Annotated in this window: 15 protein-coding genes and 1 tRNA gene; 7 read left to right on the top strand and 9 right to left on the bottom strand. The window is 60.6% G+C overall.

All coding sequences use genetic code 11. The features are described 5' to 3' along the window. Positions 1–23: 23 nt before the first annotated feature. Positions 24–830 (bottom strand): nickel-binding protein, encoded by an 807-nt coding sequence (locus AC1DDS_RS19165; RefSeq protein ID WP_477480328.1) that lies wholly within the window; start codon positions 828–830, stop codon positions 24–26. A gap of 241 nt (positions 831–1,071) precedes the next feature. Between AC1DDS_RS19165 and AC1DDS_RS19160 the strand changes: the two genes are divergently transcribed. From AC1DDS_RS19160 to AC1DDS_RS19145, 4 genes are read left to right on the top strand one after another with little or no spacing between them, the layout of a single operon-like run. Next, the gene (locus tag AC1DDS_RS19160) at positions 1,072–2,025 is read left to right on the top strand and encodes a metallophosphoesterase family protein (protein WP_477480327.1); all 954 of its coding nucleotides are present in this window, start codon (positions 1,072–1,074) and stop codon (positions 2,023–2,025) included. Between the two features lie 32 nt (positions 2,026–2,057). Next, positions 2,058–2,402, top strand: coding sequence for a cupredoxin domain-containing protein (locus AC1DDS_RS19155; RefSeq protein ID WP_477480326.1), 345 nt, complete (start codon positions 2,058–2,060; stop codon positions 2,400–2,402). 48 nt (positions 2,403–2,450) lie between these two features. Then, entirely contained in the window at positions 2,451–3,002 is a 552-nt protein-coding gene (locus tag AC1DDS_RS19150; RefSeq protein WP_477480325.1) for a sigma-70 family RNA polymerase sigma factor, read from the top strand. Continuing rightward, on the top strand, positions 2,995–3,789 hold the full coding sequence (locus AC1DDS_RS19145) for an anti-sigma factor family protein (RefSeq protein ID WP_477480324.1): 795 nt from the start codon (positions 2,995–2,997) through the stop codon (positions 3,787–3,789). The genes AC1DDS_RS19150 and AC1DDS_RS19145 overlap by 8 nt, the downstream gene beginning before the upstream one ends. 78 nt (positions 3,790–3,867) lie before the next feature. Here AC1DDS_RS19145 and AC1DDS_RS19140 read toward each other — a convergent pair whose 3' ends face one another. From AC1DDS_RS19140 to AC1DDS_RS19130, 3 genes are all read right to left on the bottom strand, one after another. Beyond that, on the bottom strand, positions 3,868–4,602 hold the full coding sequence (locus tag AC1DDS_RS19140) for a DUF1003 domain-containing protein (protein ID WP_477480323.1): 735 nt from the start codon (positions 4,600–4,602) through the stop codon (positions 3,868–3,870). A 96-nt stretch (positions 4,603–4,698) separates the two neighbouring features. Beyond that, complete coding sequence (locus tag AC1DDS_RS19135) at positions 4,699–6,204, bottom strand: DegQ family serine endoprotease (RefSeq protein ID WP_477480322.1); 1,506 nt, start codon at positions 6,202–6,204, stop codon at positions 4,699–4,701. A 145-nt stretch (positions 6,205–6,349) separates the two neighbouring features. After that, positions 6,350–6,823, bottom strand: coding sequence for a hypothetical protein (locus tag AC1DDS_RS19130; protein WP_477480321.1), 474 nt, complete (start codon positions 6,821–6,823; stop codon positions 6,350–6,352). A gap of 388 nt (positions 6,824–7,211) precedes the next feature. Between AC1DDS_RS19130 and AC1DDS_RS19125 the strand changes: the two genes are divergently transcribed. Continuing rightward, entirely contained in the window at positions 7,212–7,628 is a 417-nt protein-coding gene (locus AC1DDS_RS19125) for a hypothetical protein (protein ID WP_477480320.1), read from the top strand. A gap of 384 nt (positions 7,629–8,012) precedes the next feature. Beyond that, positions 8,013–8,630, top strand: a complete 618-nt coding sequence (locus tag AC1DDS_RS19120; RefSeq protein ID WP_477480319.1) for a ParB-like protein — start codon at positions 8,013–8,015, stop codon at positions 8,628–8,630. Between the two features lie 457 nt (positions 8,631–9,087). Here the strand turns inward: AC1DDS_RS19120 and AC1DDS_RS19115 are convergent. Then, positions 9,088–9,168 (bottom strand) — tRNA-Leu (locus AC1DDS_RS19115). Here AC1DDS_RS19115 and AC1DDS_RS19110 point away from each other — a divergent pair. After that, positions 9,164–10,120 (top strand): hypothetical protein, encoded by a 957-nt coding sequence (locus AC1DDS_RS19110; protein ID WP_477480318.1) that lies wholly within the window; start codon positions 9,164–9,166, stop codon positions 10,118–10,120. The two genes, AC1DDS_RS19115 and AC1DDS_RS19110, sit on opposite strands and share 5 nt — an antisense overlap. A 31-nt stretch (positions 10,121–10,151) precedes the next feature. Here AC1DDS_RS19110 and AC1DDS_RS19105 read toward each other — a convergent pair whose 3' ends face one another. From AC1DDS_RS19105 to AC1DDS_RS19090, 4 genes are all read right to left on the bottom strand, one after another. Continuing rightward, positions 10,152–11,375 (bottom strand): hypothetical protein, encoded by a 1,224-nt coding sequence (locus AC1DDS_RS19105; RefSeq protein ID WP_477480317.1) that lies wholly within the window; start codon positions 11,373–11,375, stop codon positions 10,152–10,154. A gap of 257 nt (positions 11,376–11,632) precedes the next feature. Next, entirely contained in the window at positions 11,633–13,708 is a 2,076-nt protein-coding gene (locus tag AC1DDS_RS19100) for an AIPR family protein (RefSeq protein ID WP_477480316.1), read from the bottom strand. After that, positions 13,701–14,696, bottom strand: coding sequence for a PD-(D/E)XK motif protein (locus tag AC1DDS_RS19095; protein ID WP_477480315.1), 996 nt, complete (start codon positions 14,694–14,696; stop codon positions 13,701–13,703). Before AC1DDS_RS19095 ends, AC1DDS_RS19100 begins: the two co-directional genes overlap by 8 nt. After that, on the bottom strand, positions 14,693–17,437 hold the full coding sequence (locus tag AC1DDS_RS19090; RefSeq protein ID WP_477480314.1) for a Z1 domain-containing protein: 2,745 nt from the start codon (positions 17,435–17,437) through the stop codon (positions 14,693–14,695). Before AC1DDS_RS19090 ends, AC1DDS_RS19095 begins: the two co-directional genes overlap by 4 nt. Position 17,438 lies beyond the last annotated feature (1 nt).

Raw genomic sequence — 17,438 nt, 5'->3', positions numbered from 1 at the left:
CCCTCCATATGGGAAGCGCCGGATCAGTTCATCCACTTGCATTGGTAGGCAAGGACGGGGCGCGCAAATCCTTTCAGGTGGCGGTGAGTGGCGTGCGCGAAGATGTCGGACGCGCCATACTCTCTGTAGATGTTCTCGGAAACCAGGATCTGATCGCCGCTCGCCGCCGCGCACAGCCTTGCAGCCAGTTGGACCGTGGAACCGAAAAGATCGTTGCTGTCCTCGACGGGCTCGCCGCAATCGATCCCAATCCTGACATGAACCGGCTCGGAATTGCTGGAATTGAAGCGTCGGAACTCCCACTGGATGTCCATCGAACACTCCACGGCCGACACGATCGAGGAGAAGGCGGCCATGATGCCGTCGCCGGTATGTTTGATTTCCCTGCCATTTGATCGGTTCAGGCAGCGGCGGACAAGGGCATCGTGTGCCCTGACGAGTTCCGTCGATATGCGATCGCCCAGCCGCGAGGTCATTTCCGTCGATCCGACAATGTCCGTAAAGAGGATGGCGCGATGACCGGGATCATTGTCGCTGGCGCTTGAGGGCGTGAGATCCTCTATGCGCCCCAGGAAGGCCTCGACCGCCGACAGGGGCACCTCCAGGACCTCAGCGGCGACAAAGCCGTGAGCCTCGCGGTGGACGCACTGTGCGGTCTCGGCATCAGGAGCGTCAATCAGGCAGAACGTGTTCCCATTGCGATGGTCGAACCAGTAGGTGAGAAATTTGACGCCATACCGGTCCTGTATGCTCAGATCCTTGAGGTGAGCTTGAGCCACGTCCGCCGCGGACACACCGGGAAGCACGTGTCGGTCTATAAAGATTGGCATTCGCTAGCTCCTGCCAAGACCATCGGGGATGGGAGTTTAGAGCAGGCGCAGCCGATCGTCCATCTTCCTGTGGCGACCCTCACCGTCGGGCTTTGCCTTCGTCCCCGATGGGCGACTCGCCTGGCGGCCAATTTCGTCGCCGCACCCCGGCTCACGAGAACGTGTGCGCTTGCCCAGAATAAGCGCGCGGCTTCCTCGGTCTCCTACTCGGACGATAGACGTCCCCGAAAGGAGAACGGCAATGCGCAAGGACGAACAAGAGACCGATGCTGGCTTCGTGCTGACGCGCCGGCATGCGCTCGAATGCATGGTATGGGCGGGAACGGGCGTGCTGTGGACCGTCTCGGGCGGCATCCCCAGGTCGCTCGGCTTGCTCGACGCAGCTCAGGCCGCCGACGCCGCGCAAGGCGCGATGACCTTCCTGCAGATATCGGACAGCCATATCGGCTTCGACAAGGAAGCCAAGGTAACCGCCGTCGATACGCTGACCGAGGCGATCGACAGGATCAAGGCGCTTCCGGTCAAGCCCGCCTTCATGATCCATACGGGCGACATCACCCATCTGTCCAAGAGCGGTGAATTCGACGATGCCGCCCGCATTATCGGCAGCACTGGACTGGAGGTTTCCTATGTTCCCGGCGAACACGACCTGATCGATCCGGAACAGGGCAAGGCCTATCTCGATCGCTATGGAAAGGGAACGCTTGGCGCCGGCTGGCATGCATTCGACCGCGACGGGGTCCATTTCATCGGGCTGGTCAACGTCGTCAATCTCAAGGCCGGGGGGCTCGGCAATCTCGGCGCCGAGCAACTCGCCTGGCTGAAGAACGACCTCGACGGGCGCTCGGCGTCGACGCCGATCGTCGTCTTCGCCCATATCCCGCTGTGGTCGATCTATCCGCAATGGGGCTGGGGCACCGACGACGCCGCGCAAGCACTCGCGCTGCTCCGGCGCTTCGGTTCCGTGACTGTTCTCAACGGCCACATCCACCAGATCATGCAGAAGGTGGAGGGCAACATGGTCTTCCACACCGCCCGCTCGACGGCCTTTCCGCAACCGCAACCCGGCACGGCCGACAAGCCCGGCCCCGTGATCGTTCCGGCTGACCAGTTGCGGTCGATGCTGGGCCTGACGTCCGTCGACTTCACGGTCGGCAAGGAAAGGCTCGCGATCACTGATACCACCCTCGCGTGAGAGGCCTGACATAAACATGCAGGAAGGGAGCAATGACCATGCCCGGCATTCTGCTTAACACCGTCAAGATGGGGTTTGCCGCCACGTTTGTCGCCCTTCTTGTCCAGCCGATAACGCCGGCTGGCGCAACGGAGGCGCTGGTGACAATCTCGAATTTCACATTCAAGCCGCAGGCGTTGACGATCGAGCGTGGCGACACGGTGCGCTTCGTCAATTCCGATGACATGGTCCACATAATCGTGGCGGGCGACGGCAGCTTCCGCTCCGCGCCGCTCGATACCGACGACAGTTTCGTCCGGACCTTCGCCCAGTCCGGCACGATCGATTATTTCTGTGGTCTGCACCCCTTCATGAAGGGTAGCATTGTCGTCAAATGACCGACGCGGCGGCCGCTCGGCCGGCGCGGCAAAGAAGGACACGAGCGCTTGCACGAGGATCAGCCGGCGACCCGATTCCGGGAATTGGTCGTGCCGCACCTTCAGGACGCGCTGATCTTCGCGCGCGGGCTGACGGGCAATCGCGACGATGCGGAGGATGTCGTGCAGGAGGCTTGCCTCAGGGCCTATGCCGCGACCGGCCGCGGCACCGTGCTGCACCCGCGTGCCTGGCTGCTGGCCATCGTGCGCAACACCGCGTTCACCTGGATGGCGAAGAACCGCCCGAAAGCAGTCCTCGTGCTCGGCGATGACGCGGAGCTCGATCGGCTGGCCGAGACGGCAGACGCAGCTTTCACCGATACCCCGATCCTGACGCCGGAGGCCGAACTGATCCGCAAGGCCGAGGCCGCCGCCGTCCAGCGGGCTGTCGATGCGCTGCCGGCGCCGCTGCGCGAGGTTCTGGTGCTGCGCGAATTCAATGATCTGAGCTATCGCCAGATCGCTGACCTTTTGTCGGTGCCGATCGGTACGGTGATGTCGCGTCTGTCACGCGCGCGCCTCCTGCTCGCCATCTCGATCGCGGAGGCTCATCGTGACTGAAGCCAGATTGCCGCCGGAAGCCGATCTTGTGCTGCTGAACGCGCTTGTCGACGGCGAACTCGACGCACCCACCGCTGCGGCAATAGAACGCCGTATCGCGGATGAGCCGGAGATGGGGAAGGCCCATGAGGCCATCGTCGTCACGCGCGCGGCACTGGCCAGGCTCGAACGCGAGGAGGTTGGCACGAGGCTGCTCGACAGAATCGAGTCCGGCGCCGGCATCTCCGTTCCTGCTTCCCCCCAGCGGCAACCACGCCGACAGGCGGACTGGCGGGCGATGGCCGCCTCCGTTGTCGTCGCCTTCGTCATGGCCGGAGGCGGTGGTTACTGGCTGGGTGCGACCCGCCCAAGTGAAACCACCAGCGATCTCGTGGCAAGCACCCACCGCCGCAGCCTGCTTGCCGCAAGCCCGGTCGATATCGCCTCGTCCGATCGCCACACGGTAAAACCCTGGCTCGATAATCGGATCGGCATTTCGCCGCCGGCCCCCGATCTGGCTGCGAAAGGCTTTTCGCTTGTCGGCGGCCGTGTCGACGTCATCGGCGGCCGCGCCGTCCCGACGCTCGTCTACCGCCACAACGAGCATCTCATCACGGTGGTGGCGGAACCGGCAGCGGCCGGGACTTCCGGTCCCCAAAGCAAACAGGCCGACGGTTACAACATGGTGAGGTGGACGGGCAGCGGCTTTAGCTACTGGGCGGTGTCCGATCTGGAACGCGCCGAACTGGATGGCTTCGCTGAAGGTTACCGCATTGCCACCAGCGTGACGGCGGCGCCTGAGCCTTGATGCCGACCAATCGTGTCGACTGCGTCGGGTATTGGGCCCTGAAACAAAGTGAAGCCGCTGCGGCCATTTCGTTTCTCTTCATGCAGAGCCGCCGCGCCCGCGCGCAAGTTCTTCGAACATGTCAAGTTGTGCTTCTTGTATCTTCGATAACCGCTCCCATTGACCAATGAGGATGTGATCGAGTTTTTCGTGCAAGTGGCGGATCTCAAGCTCTGCCTTGAGATTGATCTGGTAGTCGTTCTGAGAACGCAACCGGTCTTTTTCTTCCTGTCGCCGCTGGCTCATCATAATCAATGGAGCTTGAAGCGCCGCAACCATGGACAGGAATAAATTCAGCAGGATGAAAGGGTAAGGATCGAAAATCGAAAAGAGGGCCGGCAGGATGTTGATGAACATCCAGAACAACATGAAGGCAACGAACGACACGATGAAGGTCCATGACCCGGCAAATGCCGACGTGCGGTCGGCAACGCGGTCTCCGATCGTCGTGGTTTCCTCGTAGCTTTCATCGGTGTTCTCTGTAACCGTTTCGTGCGCTGCTAAGCTCTCGATAACCTCTCTATCCAGTTCAGTCAGTTCGCCGTGCTCACGCCTGATCATCGCTTCCACGGATTTGCGTCGATAGTCCTGCAGATCGGTCCGGCAGATCCAGCCGGTATCCCGCCAGTCTGGAATGGCTTTATCCAGTTCCGCGGCGACTGAGGTGCGCACAATATCGCATTCGGTCATGTCCGTGATGGGTTTGGTTAATCCGCAGACACCGCAGACTTGTGTGAGCGTTTCTCGATGCAAGTGATTTCTGGATTTGGACATGACCCAACTCCCTGATCTCGAAATATCGACGAGAAATGCCGACCGGTCAGAGACCGGACGGCAATGGAGTACTGACCAAGCGTGCCAGCAAGCGGCTCAGTTGACGGCGAATGGTACCGTTACCAAGCTCTGACCATCTTGCCCGCGGACCAAGAGCAAGACTGACTTATGCCCGCTACGACCGGCATCAGCGACGGCAGCCTTCGCCGCTTTGGCTGAGGTGACCGGTTGCTGGTTTACCGACACGATGACGTCACCGGGCTGCAGGCCGGCGTCCGCCGCCGGCTGGCCCTCAGCAACGCTTGTGATCACGGCGCCGGATTCGTCGCGCGGCAGATGAAGCTGGCGGCGAATGCCGGGCGTGATATCGCCGAGGTGTATGCCGATTGTGGGCCGCCGTTGGGCAGACGCGTCGGATTTTCCGCTCGTATCAGCAACTGCAGACTGCTGCGCTGCTTGGTCCTGCCCGATCGTGATGCTGAGCTCGTTGCTCTTGCCCCTGCGCCATACGGTAACGGTCTCCGGTGTGCCCGGGGCAAGATCTGCGACAAGCCGCGAAAGATCGCGAGGCGAAGATATTGGAGTTTTGCCGAAAGCGGTTATCACATCGCCCGCCTTGACGCCGGCAAGAGCTGCCGGTTCGCCGGGCTTCACACCGGCGACCAGGGCACCAGCCGCTTTCGGCAGGCCAATCGCCTCCGCGACGTCGTCGGTGACTGGCTGGATCATGATACCGATCAGGCCATGAGCGATCGTTCCATCTTTGATGAGTTCCGCCACCACCTTACGCGCCTGATCGGAGGGAATAGCGAAGCCAACGCCCACGCTGCCGCCATTTGGTGAGTAGATCGCCGTGTTGATGCCGACAACTTCACCGTTGCGATCGACCAGCGGCCCGCCCGAATTGCCGCGATTGATCGGCGCATCGATTTGAATGAAATCGTCATAAGGCCCGCTATGAAGATCACGGCCGCGCGCGGAAACGATCCCAGCCGTCACGGTCGTGCCTATCCCGAAAGGGTTCCCGATCGCGATGATCTGGTCGCCCGCACTCAGTACATCGGAATCGCCCCAGTGCAGAACGCTGAGCACCTTCGGCGTCTGCACCTTGAGAACGGCGAGATCAGACTTGGGGTCTGCACCGATTAGCTTAGGCGTAAGTTCAGTGCCATCGTCGAGCGTGACCTTGATCGATGTCGCTTTTTCGATCACGTGGTTGTTGGTCACGATATAGCCGTCGGACGCGATGATGAAGCCCGAACCAAGCGACTCGGTCTGGGGCAGAGGTGTCGAGGGCGGAGATGAACCACCTTGGTCACCGAAGAACTGGTGGAACTGTTCGCCGAAGGGCGTGCCAGGCGACACGTCGGCAGAAGCGGAGTCTTGCTCCTTCACCGTCGCCTCGATCGTAACGACGGCAGGCTTGTCGACGGACACAATGGGAGCAAAGGAACCTGAAACTCCAGTCGGAGCAGCACCTTTTGGCGCGGCTGCAACCTTGTCTGCAGCCCCTGTGGTTGACGTCAACATTACGATCGGTGCGGCAGCGATCACGACCCCGAAAAGTGCCGCGACTTCGCGCCTATGAAGAGTGGTCGCCATGTCATTTCTCCCTCGAACCCTGGATCAACCTGTTTCCAGTATTTGCCTGCGGTCGGGCGCGGTCCCGGAGAGCCATAGCCAGTATGTTCCAGGCCTCCGGAAGCCGCGGAATTGGTGCCGGGCCGGCCGTTCGGCCGTTTGCGGCTCAACTCGATCGTGCGACGTCGCGATCAAGGTGACGGATTTCATTCTGCAGCTGCGCATAGGTCTGGTTTGGAATAGCGCCGTCATGTCGGTCGGCGGTGGCAACGGCCTGAGCCCGAATGTTCGATTCCTCGCGCTCGAGGCGGTTGAATGCAGTGGCGGAAAGCTTGCCGTGTGTGCGGTCGCGGTCAATTCGGTAATCTTCGACACGCAGTTCACCCAGAACATGGGTAAGGCGCGGCCGCTCGACAACGCCCCGGTGTGGCGCCACGACCACCATCATGTTCGCGGGATAACTAGGATTTTCATCGACAAAGTGGTCCTGGCCCTGGTTGGATTGAAGTTGCGACGACACCACGGCATGTTGATCGCCGCTATCGTGGTCATGGTGACTGGCTGCGTATGCTGCGCCTCCGCCGGCGCCTGCATACAGAATTAGTGTGGCAATCGCAGTAGTCTTGAGAAGCGAGCGCATGGTTGAATCTCCACAATTGTGGATACCGTCGCGTCGCGGCTCACCGAGTCGCCGGCAGTATCCGGCTGGATGCAGAGTGTATTCCTTCCAGTTTTGCGGGTCATGTTACGTTTGAGTAAGATTCTGTTCGGTTGAACGGTCGCAGTCACGGCCAATCAATATTTGTTTACCGCGAAAATGGCGCAAATTTCAAATGCATAGCATGGATCGCCCTGCAGAGAGTCACTAGGTGGCTACTATGTGTTCAAATTATTTATAGTTGCCTATATTTAATATTGATATTTTTTCTTTTCGCTCCAAAGTGTCAGTGTGCTGGCATTCGTTGCCGGCATGCAGAATACGCCCGCGCAATTCGAATTGATCCCGAGACGTGAGGCGGAGGTGGCTCATGGATCGTTCGATTTTTCTTGCCAGACTGGTCGGACCGACATTGATCGCGGTTGCGCTCGGCATGCTGGTCAATATCGGTATGTACGAGAAGATGATCGTGGACGCGCTGCACTTCGGCATCCTGATCTATCTGTCCGGTCTTTTGTCGATGCTCGCCGGTCTTGCTATCGTCAACCTGCACAACAAATGGCAGCTGGACTGGCGGTTGGTCATCACCATATTGGGCTGGCTAATGACCATCGGTGGCATTATCCGAATTGCTTTGCCGAAAGTCGCAATTGCGGCAGGTTCGACGATCTATAGCGGTCGAGCGTCTATCGTCGTGGTGGCGATGATTTCCGGATTGCTGGGCGCTTTCCTAAGCTTCAAGGGATATGGGGGCGTAGCTGAAGGGCAGGTGCGCCGTGATGGGTGATGGGTGATGCGGAGGCCAGTTCTGCTCCGGGTTCGGCCTTAAAAAGATGGAAACGCTGGGACCCACTACACGGGCGAGCTGCCGCAGAACTCCAAGAATCCGAAGAGCGTGTCTCAGGCGACGTGGCTGGATTCCAGCAGCCGCTTAAACGTCACTGGCCGGAGCGGTGGTCTTTTCTGCAAGATAGCGGTGCTCTACCGGCCAGACCGGAGCGGAAAACCAGGAAGCATTTTGAGCTGCTGTTGTTGGAGATGCTCCTTCAGAGCAGCATTGGGCAAAGCTCGCTTCGGTTCCGCATTCCTGGGCTCGAACTCACTACCCATCCAAATGCATGAATACGTCGATTTGCAGAAAGTTGCGATTCCGCCGTGACAAGGGATACCCATGCCCATGAACGTCTTCCCCGTCCTGCATGCCGTTTCCTTGAAGTCCCTGCGTCCCACCCAGATGACCGTTGGTATGCGCGAGGTGGCGCTGAAGCGCAAAGAACTGCAGAAGATGACGATCGGCAAAACCGGAATTTTTCTGGGCGGCCATTTCCTTCCCGCGGTTATGGCGCGAAAGGGCCGATACCATATAGTCGACCATCATCACCTGGCGCTCGCTCTGCTTCGGGAAAATATCGAGCAGGTCCTTGTCACGGTCATCGCCGATCTTTCCGCGCTGGACAAGGACGCTTTCCTCACCGTCCTCGACAACCGCTCGTGGCTGCATCCGTTCGACGCGTCTGGCGGGCGACGGCCTTATGGCGATATTCCCAAGAGACTCGACAAGCTCAGCGACGACCCGTTCCGCAGCCTCGCCGGCGAGGTGAGGCGCCTTGGCGGCTATGCCAAGGAGGAGACGCCCTTCGCCGAGTTCCTGTGGGCGGACTTCTTCCGCCGCCGCGTGGACGCTGATGATCTATGGGATGATTTCGACAAGGCGGCCAGAAGAGCGCTGCAACTGGCGAGGCACAAATCGGCCGCCTATCTGCCGGGCTGGTGCGGTCCGGAGGATTGATTGCGCGGTATCACGTGAACCCGTCGGGAGATGACGTCAGGAGCATCGGAGTGCAATGCGCATGCCCTGATTTGGTGGCTCAGGGTGCCGTCGTAGAAGAATGCGACCGGCGGTCGAGGACCCGCCGGTCACTCTGAGGCATTCAAGTTTGAGCAAAGCGGCAAGCCCAAACTTGCGAAAGGATGCCCTGAGTTTCTGACAAGAGCCTGAACAATTCCCGGTGGAAAGGCCCCGCACAGTGGCGGGGCAAAGGGCGTCACACATGGCTCTGGTGGTGCGGTCACACCTCCGCGGGAGATGGCGGGCATTCCGTCCTCACCTCCGTGTCGCAATCCTCGCCCACGTCGTGGATTGGCAGATAGCCGCTCCCGCCAGCCACTCCCGAACGATGAGTGCGGTCGTATATTCGCGGCGCTTTTTGCTATGAGGCTGAAAAACAGGGATCTTTGAAAGCAAATGGTGCCCGGAGGCGGATTTGAACCACCGACACGCGGATTTTCAATCCGCGTCTAACCGTGTCAAAGTGGTATTTTATGGCCGAAAAGCTGTCAAACGTCGCCCCTCAAATCAACTACTTACCGCCATTTTGTCAAACCGCTATGGCCGGCATTTTGGGCTATCAAAGACCTTTGAAGTTTGCGCCGGGCTACTGCCGCAGGCTGCCCCCCCCCGGACGGCGCGGATCTAACTTCGGTCAACCGAGCTCTTATCAACGCTCATCAGACGTTTTTGTCAAAGACGAAGGCAAACCTGCAGAGCGCCAGACTCACTCGGCAGAATGGACGCCGGCGATGAAGGCCCATCTCGGCGCGATCAACAAGAACGCGCTGCTGCGGCGCTACGGTCTCGGAGTGCCGTCAATAGTGCGGGCGCTCGGCAGTCTCAACAATGACGTCACCATGGTCGTCGAGAACGAGATGCAGCCCTTCATCACCGTCGGAAGCAAGATCGAAACCAAGGATACGGTGCTGCATGAGCTGCCCTGGCCAACACAGGAGCTCGAAGCTCTTGGCGAAACTCAAGTTCAGCTGCGGATCACGCTGAGCTATTTCATCGAGCCAAACCCAGGTGAGCGCGGCCAGACCCGGCGTCACAGCTATGCCTCGCATGGATTGAGGTTCGCGTTGAAGCCGAGCGCCGAGCGTGCCGACGTGTTCTTGCGCCGTATCAATGCTGCCGCGGGCGCCCGGCCGCCGGCAAGGGCGGCCGGCGACGCAGGTTGGACAATGGGGCCCGTGCTGCGCAATCGGGGTTCCCTACATGCGGATATCTGGGAGGGCAATGCAGTCGAGCTTTCCCAGCGTGACGCGATTGCCATCTACCCGACCGGCGGCTGGTGGCGGGAGAACACGGGGCAGAGAAGGGGCGATACGGTCGTTCGATATGCGCTCGCGGCAACATTGCGAACCGCGGCGGAGGCCGATCTCTATACCCCGATCAGCACCCGCATTCAGCCAGAGGTGGCGCCTGAGATCCTGATTGAGACTTAGCCCAGGGATAGCCGCTCAAGGAACGACTATCTTATTCCCGTAGCTTGATCTCGGAAACGAAAGCTTCCCCGATGTGCATTCGGGCGCTGTAACTCCCGGCATCGGTGGTCATGCGTTCCTTGACGGCTTGGGTCTCGTCACCGACCACCTCCTGGATCGGTTCCTCGACCAACGGATGGTCGGAAAGCTGGCCAAGAAAGTCCACACCGACGCCATATCGGACCCGCACCGATCGAATGACACGCTTGCCGACCGTGATTGGCGCCGGAAGGTCAAAGTCGATCGCACGACCGAGATAGCGTTGTTTGTCGGCGGTGAATGCGACGCGATCCCGCCTGTTTTTCAACTCCTCCGCTGCGTGGCCTTGCTTCTCGGTCACGGTCTCACGCCGCATGCGCTCAAAACGGCCGGACGTCGGCCGAGATCTCGGTGTCGCACCCGCCGGCGCTGACATAGCGGAAGAACTGGCACCAAAGCCTGCGAGTCGCAACGATCTCGCACTCACAGCTCTGATGATGGCATCGTCGGCATGGATCATCTCATCCTCGCCGACTACGAACTTGTCCTCCGCGGGCGGATCAATGACGCGCAGGCTGCTAGCATGCGCGCCGCCTTGCACTCCAATCTGGAGCCCGCAGGCCAGACGCTGCCCAGCATAACCTGCAGGAAATGTAATTGTCCGCTTCTGGGCTACCGCTCCCGTCGGCGGTGGTCCGAGTCCGCCAAGCTGTGCCTCGCGATAACCATTTCCGGTCTGCGTGCCCTTGCATTCGATGATGTGCCAAATACCGTTTGTATCCCGTGCTACAAAGTCCGGCGACTTTCCCGGTCCCCGCTTTTTTGGTTTTGCTGCGGTCGCACCGACCGATGCTGCGACACGATCTATGAAATAGCGCCCATCGGCGATAGGCCCGAGCTGGAGACGGTCCATCAGCCAGCAAATTGGCGCACCCATCCCAAAATCGTCGCTGAGGATGGTCTTCTGGTGAGCATCGAGTTCGAAGAAGGCAGGTGTTAGACGTAGATCTGGATCAGGCGCAATCGCATGGAGATAGCGCACCCACGCCCAGAACTCGCTAAGGGAGACGCCGGAGGCGTGCGAGGGCGTGGTCAGATAACCGATCGTCAGAAGCAGGGCTGGAATGTTCAAGTCGAACGACTGCGCTCCGGCCGTGAACGTGGATGGGAAAGCGGGCAGATCAGGTGGCGTTGGCCAGCTTGTTCTGTCGACGAATACGGAAAGTTCACGCTCCATTGCTCCCCCGATGCTGCATTAACCCTCATCCGCTACCTTCTCCATGCCCAATGGGCGAAACGGCGTCGGGGCGGCAGATTATTCACCCGCGCGATGCAGTCACCCAAGAACTGGTTCTCAACCTGGAGGCGGGGTATTCTCCTGCCAAAGTGCTTCATTGTCGGCATACAAGGCGACGTTCTTGGAACGAAGCGTTTTAGCCTCGGATGAGCGCTCGCGGACAGCGAAAGGCCTGCCAGCCAATCTGCCCCGATCACCTATGTGACCTCGCGCTGTGTCTCGTCGAATAGGCCCGCGGCGCGCACTTTAGCGACACTCTCTAGCCCGTGCTTCGCTTGTTTGATCGATGGACGTCGGCTCCAACCGCCTGCCGCATAGTTGGCGAGTGTCATGCAGATGCTGGCGAGCTTGAAATGAAGCACCCCGTTGCGCTGCCCGGCCTCAGCTGTTGCTACCCAGACCGCCGACGGGACACGCATGCATTCCTCGATCCGGTCATAATCAGCAACCTGCAGAGCCGGTCCGTGCCGTTCTGTCACAGCGCCGACCGTTTTTGGCGAGGTGCCGTTAAGCTCCGCCGGGAGCGGATCCGACAGGGTCGGCAGATGATTGCGGACTTCAGCCCAGCAGTCCTCTTTCTTGAACCATTCCGTGGGATTGTGGTTACCGACGCTTGCACGCAGGGCCTGATCGATCAGCGGTGCCCAGGCGGAGATGAGGGCCTCCATCTCGTTCGACAGCTTTTGTTGGCGCCAGATAAAGTCGAAATCGATGCGGCCGCCCGTGCGCTCTCCAAGCGCGGCAATCAGATATGCGACAATGTTCACGCCATACGCTGGGAATTTCATCGTTCGGACCAGGCGCTCAGTCGTACGATAGAGGATAGTGAGCGCAATCAGCCGGTGGAACCAGGCGGCGTCCGGGGGTGGAGCAGTCAGCTCCTTGCGGCGCTGCATGAACGCCTGGAAGTTCTTCTGACCGCCAAAAGCGACCCGCCAAGGGAACCCGTCCCACGCCGACAGATAGCGCGCGAGGTCGAGCTTGTCGAAGCGTCGAGACTTTGGCGTCTGCTCGCGGAAGGCGCGCTGCTCAGTGGTTCGGTACGAAGCTTTTTGCTCAGCGGCAATCCATGATCCGCGTGCCCGCTCATAGAACCAGCGGCCGCGCCCGCTTTCGAGCCACGCGTTGTTCGCCAGCGTCTCCACCTCGCGATGGAACGGGTCGTTGGCCGAGAAGTCGGCCTGCTGCACAGTATTCTGCCGGTTGGCAGCGCGAGAGATCGAGGAAACCATTTGCTCCAGATCTCCCTCTGTCACTCGGATAATTTTGACCGGTACCTCCACCGCGCCAAGTGCTACGCTTTCCTTGCGCCGGGCGCGGTGCAGCGATGCCGTCGTCTGTCCCCCATTGACGATCTGCAGGCCCCGCAGGCCGGTCAGGTACACCGCGCCGCCTTCATGTTCGAGCCGCACCTCGTCCGCGGTTGCGACCACACCGTTGTTAAAGGCGAGGAACATCTCCGGCTGTTCGACCAGCGTGCGGCGGAGCTCAGCATTCACCGACTTGCGCCCGGAAAGTCCGAGAAATGCGCGTACATTCAGTTCAAGGAGATGCGTGCCATACCGGTCATAGATGCGCGATAGCGCCTCACCTGGAAAGGCGGCAAGGAACGCCTCGTAGTGTCCCGCGCCGGAAGCGACTGGCAAGCAGGCGATGCGATGTCCGACAAGAGCGACTAGGTCAATGTTGATATCAGCGCGGGTCTGGCCTTCTCCAAGAACTCTGTGGAGGCGGACGATGTCATAGAGCTCGATCTCGACTGACTTTCCATGACTGTCGACCGCCGCGGGCAGCGTGCCACCGGCAATGCAGTCGGTCAGCACGACTATCCGAAAGCGATCGATGCGCTCGCCGAGTGCTGCCACGCGGCGCGCCAAGTCCCCGGCTTCTGTATTGGACGGCTCAATGCGATCCGCCAAACCACCAATGCACGCGGCTACATACGTCCCGGCCCTTTCTGCAGTCTTCAGCAGGTCCGAGGCGGGAACCCGGCGCGGCGGAATGTCGCCAGAGTAATGCGTTGCGAAGAGCGTCAGCTGGCCGGCGTCTTCATCGATGGCGTACCCGCTGATCCGGAAGGGTGACCGCCCGACCTTTCCCTCCTGAGGAAGATCAAAGGCCGCCTCGAAGTGACCGATCTCCTCCAGCTCATCGATGACGATGCGTGTGAAGAGCGCTTCCGTCGACGGGATGTCTATTGTTGGATCGTCACGCGCCTCATCGACCTCGGTCGCCAGCGCTCGAGCGAATTCCGACGTCGCATCCTCACTCATCGCCCGCCCCCCCGAACGTATCCAATACCGCTGCCGCATCGACGGCAAAGCTGACGAGCGCGCGCACGTCTATCTGATAGGTCGCCTCCGCGATCCCGAGCGCTACATCGCTCCTTCGAAGTCGCGGGAAGCCATCGTGGACCGCGTAACAATCCATGCCTACGCAAGCAACCTGCGGCCCGGCGGTCGTATCGCCCCCGGGTGCAAGGCCGCGACGCAAAAGCGCGTTGCGAAAAGCCCCACGCGCCCGCTCGCCATTTAGCCGCTGTTCAATCCGTGCGGTGATCTGGCCGAGTGTCTCGCCGGCAACCGTTTCCACCAGACGGACGTGCGCGACGTGCAGGGAGACAAGACCGGCGTCGTCAAGCTGATCGAGCGTAGAAATATGGAGTCGCCGCGCCGCGCCCAGCGCAGTCTTGACCTCAAGGCCATGACTGGAGAGCACGAAGTCATGCAGGCCATCATCAGGTGCCTTCCACGCGGCGACCGCTTCAGCATTTTCGTCCAGCATCCGATCGAGGACGAGGAGCTCACCGATCAGCCCAACTATTGCGTTTCTCGACAGGCCGGCGGTCTGATCGCGCAGAAACGCTCGCCACGCAGCGAGACGGGCGGCGAAGACCGTGACCAATTCAGTTTCGCCTTCATCCTCAGCGCGCAGGACGGAACGGATGCAGTCGCTGCAGATCTCGGCGAAAAGATCACGTCGGGAGGTCTCCTCGAGTGAAAGGACCAGCGGGAAACCGCCGGGATCAGCTGCTCGGGATAGCCGCAGGCCCGCGGTCTCGAAAGAAGCGATGGAATTGCCAGCGTCACCCGGCAACGCAACGAGACAAGGTGCGCCGTCAGCTTCCCGCAGACCCGCACGGAGATCGAGTTGCACCGGGTGAGAAAGCCGTCGGCTGCGATACAGCCGGTCCCCCGGGGTTACGGCAGCCAGCTCGTCCCATTCCCTCAGTAACGCCGCCGCATCGGGAGTGACGCTCATGGCGCCGCCCGCTGCTGGACGGTATTTTCCAGGCGCCACTCGGCCGAAGCTGTCGGGGAGGTCGGGAAACTCACGACTACACCCCAAAGCGGGGTTCCAGCTTCCAGCCCAGCGCCTGCCGAGTCGATTGGATAGAGAAGGAGCAGACCGCGACGTGGATCTTCACCACGGACCCTCCGGATCCAAGGACCGGCCGGACGGTCGGCGGGCGGCTCCCCCTCGTCGGCCAGCACCTGATCGGTATTTTCCTGCGCGCGACGATACTGGTCGTCGCTCAGATCGATGGCTTCGTCGAGTGGGCTGAGGATCGACTTAGTGATAAAGCGCGCAGTGGTTGAACGGGCGATTGGCGAGCGACGAACACTCCGCAGGTCGCGCCCGGCCAACTGAACCGTGGCTCCGACACCAGCCGGCACAAACACCGTCCAGTCGCTCAGTTCGCCCAGCTGAAGCTGCGTGGTGATGTAGGCCGCCATGCGTTTCCCATCGACGTCGCTGCTCTCGGGCGGAAACGCCATGGCCTCAAGCAGCGCGGCGACGCGGTTACCACGTACATTCCGCCAGATGAAGCCCGCTGCTGGCGGGCGGCCTCCCGGCCGGGCCGGATCGATCTCCGGCTCTCCCAGTTCTTCCAGCAGGCCGTTGACAGCCGCAGCGTTCGCAATTGTAGTATCGGTGTCGCGGTATAGTACCGTCTGGATCTTGCCTTCGCCCGCATAGGTGACGGGACGGAGAACAGCATGGCGCCGTTTGTTCGCCGCCGTCACGTTCATGATACTATGATCAGCGATGCTGAGACCGTAGAGTTTGGGCGTGCCCGCGGTGACGCGCATATGTGCCAGCTGCGCGCGGAGGTCCTCGTTAACCGTAGCCAAGTGCCGAAACCATGTTTCCATATCGGGGGTGGTGTACAGCCGGCAGAGATCGGCATAACCGCGTCGGTAACCGAACCAGCGCCCCATCTGCAGCAGACTGTCATACTGACGGGAGAAGCGCAGGAAGTAACTGGTCGAAAGGCCTTCAAGCGTCAGCCCACGTGACAGCTTGTCACCACCGATGACAATGACCGACAGGCTCTGTCCGGTAGCGTCGGCAGCATCATAATCGATGCCCGTGCGGCTGCGGCCGTTGGATACCACGACCTGAATGCGGTCAGCCTCATCTCCAAGCTGCAGCGCTACCTCATCCCAGCGGATCCTTCGAACAGAACGCGCGAATACGGAGGACGCCATTGCCTCGGTGGTCGGTTCGAAGTCCTCGCACCACAGCCGTTCCAGTTCCGCCATTTCGATCGGATCGGACGCAGCGATAGCATTGCGGATCGAGCGAAGCGCTACTTCGACCTGAGCATGAACCGGGTCATGAACATCCTGAAAACGCGAAACGTGCACCAGCATGGTTTTGTGTGCATTGGCTTGGCCGCGCGCGGCGCGTGCCGCGCAGCAGATGACAAAGCTGCGGATCGCTTCCAAGAGGCTCGGCGGGACGCGTGCCTCACCCCGGTATATCGGCCGCCACGTCTTATCGTGCGGGTCAGGAATCCAACTCTCAGCAGTCTGGTCGAGATGGCGAATGACTGGCAATCCCACTGCATCAGCGTCGTCGTCGCGACCGAACACCGCTAGTGGCCCGAAATAGTCGTCCGGAGCGGACAGCGACACAATGAAGGCAGAAGGAAACAGGTCGGCGCCATAATCCTCAGCCGCACGCTCATCATGAATCATGATGTTCGCGAAAGGAGTTGCGGTGTAGCCGACATAGGCACTGCGCCTGAACCCACCCAGCAGTTTGCGGATCTCGCCGTTGATTCGTTTTGGATCGTAATCCTCATCGAAGCTTCCGTCCGGTAGAAAGCCCTGATCTCCCGTGTCAGGTGATGCCTGATCCGCCTCATCATCGATCACGAGCAGTGGCGCGTTGCGCGACTCTTCGGGCAGTCGTGCGATCCACCGATTGATGTTCTTGAGCACTGCGCCGTTCTTCTTCACGACAAACACAAACGGCCGGTTGGCCGGTGCGAAGTTGGAATTTTGCGCAACAGTTCGGTTGAAGTCGCCGTTCAACTGGGAGGTTGTCAGACTGTCGACTAGCTGTACCGGTCCCGGCAACAAGCCGACGCCGACAGGCCGGCGCCCCCCGCTTCCGGCAACGCCGGCGGTATCGAAACCGAGAAAATCCTGGTCGAGACGCAGCTGGGTCTGCCGACGCAGGATCTTGTGCATGCCCGCAAGAATGATGATTACGCGATAGCCGGCATCAGCGGCCCGGTTGATGACCCCCGCATAGTGTGCAGTCTTGCCCGACTGAACATTGCCGACTACGAGGCCGCGCCAATTCCATGGCACATCCCGGTTTGGATCGTCGAGCAGCTCGAGCACATCAGCAGTGCTTTCCTCAAGCGCCTCGAGCGCACGCGGCGCCCACCCGCTTTCGCCCAGTTTCTGCAGATAACGTGAGAAAAAGGCGCCTGGCCGACGGCGCTCGCCAAGATACCACGGTGGCGGCTGTGTTTCACCAAGCAGCCGGATCGACGGTCCCTGCGCAACCACAAAAAGGGCTTCAAGGTCGCGCGTCGCTGCTTGAATTTCGTCCTCGGTGAAGTTGTGTCCGCTGGTCAATCCGACAAGCGGGGCTGTGGCGCGCACCACCGCCATGATCTCATCTATGCCCAGCGTGCGGTCGCCGGCTCTTGGACCGAGTGCAACGCGGGCGGTATTCGCAAGCTGCGTAACCGGATCCATC

This window comes from Mycoplana sp. 10N416, from assembly GCF_056394765.1.
This window is presented reverse-complemented; position numbering and strand designations above follow the sequence as displayed.

Bases quoted from the DNA above. Each gene is read 5' to 3' on its own strand.
- AC1DDS_RS19120 (WP_477480319.1), top strand. From the start codon at position 8,013: ATGCCCATGAACGTCTTCCCCGTCCTGCATGCCGTTTCCTTGAAGTCC.
- AC1DDS_RS19105 (WP_477480317.1), bottom strand. From the start codon at position 11,375: ATGGAGCGTGAACTTTCCGTATTCGTCGACAGAACAAGCTGGCCAACG.
- AC1DDS_RS19140 (WP_477480323.1), bottom strand. From the start codon at position 4,602: ATGTCCAAATCCAGAAATCACTTGCATCGAGAAACGCTCACACAAGTC.
- AC1DDS_RS19130 (WP_477480321.1), bottom strand. From the start codon at position 6,823: ATGCGCTCGCTTCTCAAGACTACTGCGATTGCCACACTAATTCTGTAT.
- AC1DDS_RS19110 (WP_477480318.1), top strand. From the start codon at position 9,164: ATGGCCGAAAAGCTGTCAAACGTCGCCCCTCAAATCAACTACTTACCG.
- AC1DDS_RS19160 (WP_477480327.1), top strand. From the start codon at position 1,072: ATGCGCAAGGACGAACAAGAGACCGATGCTGGCTTCGTGCTGACGCGC.
- AC1DDS_RS19125 (WP_477480320.1), top strand. From the start codon at position 7,212: ATGGATCGTTCGATTTTTCTTGCCAGACTGGTCGGACCGACATTGATC.
- AC1DDS_RS19090 (WP_477480314.1), bottom strand. From the start codon at position 17,437: ATGGATCCGGTTACGCAGCTTGCGAATACCGCCCGCGTTGCACTCGGT.
- AC1DDS_RS19100 (WP_477480316.1), bottom strand. From the start codon at position 13,708: ATGAGTGAGGATGCGACGTCGGAATTCGCTCGAGCGCTGGCGACCGAG.
- AC1DDS_RS19095 (WP_477480315.1), bottom strand. From the start codon at position 14,696: ATGAGCGTCACTCCCGATGCGGCGGCGTTACTGAGGGAATGGGACGAG.
- AC1DDS_RS19135 (WP_477480322.1), bottom strand. From the start codon at position 6,204: ATGGCGACCACTCTTCATAGGCGCGAAGTCGCGGCACTTTTCGGGGTC.
- AC1DDS_RS19165 (WP_477480328.1), bottom strand. From the start codon at position 830: ATGCCAATCTTTATAGACCGACACGTGCTTCCCGGTGTGTCCGCGGCG.
- AC1DDS_RS19155 (WP_477480326.1), top strand. From the start codon at position 2,058: ATGACCATGCCCGGCATTCTGCTTAACACCGTCAAGATGGGGTTTGCC.